Annotated in this window: 1 protein-coding gene; it reads left to right on the plus strand. The window is 49.3% G+C overall.

Going from position 1 to position 607, the window contains the following annotated elements; genetic code table 11:
* A partial coding sequence (locus R7190_RS28790) for a substrate-binding domain-containing protein (RefSeq protein ID WP_318138053.1) occupies positions 1 to 607 on the plus strand: 607 nt, incomplete at both ends.

Below are 607 nucleotides of genomic sequence, written 5' to 3' on the forward strand. Positions count from 1 at the left end.
CATCGGTAGAGTCGGTCACCAAAGCAATGAGCAAATTGGGTTACAGACCCAATGCCGCAGCTCGCGCACTGGTGAGTCAAAGCACAAATACCATGGGTGTGTTGGTGAGTGATGTGTCCGATCCTTTCTTCGGCACGCTGGTCAAATCCGTCGACAATGTCGCGCGCGAAAATGGCAAACATATCTTGATTGGCAACGGTTACCATAATCCAGAAGATGAGCGTCAAGCCCTAGAGTTGCTGATGAACGGCCGGTGCGCTGCAATAGTCATCGACTCGAAAGGCTTATCTGATGAGGAGCTAATTGGCTATGCCCAAGAAGTGAAAGGTATGGTGCTTATCAATCGTCATATCCCAGAGCTGGCCGAACGCTGTATTTCCCTTGATAACCGCAAAGGAGCATTCCTCGCGACAGAATATTTGATTCGTCACGGGCATCGCAAAATCGCTTGCATTGCCTCATCCCACGATATCGAAGATACCGATGAACGCTTGCAAGGTTACCAAGCCGCATTGAAAGAACATGGTATTGAACTCTCCAAAAGCTACATCGAATACGGTGAGCCCAACAGTGATGGTGGCGAAGTTGCGATGACCAACCTGTTAAC

Source organism: Vibrio sp. 1078-1 (assembly GCF_033340475.1).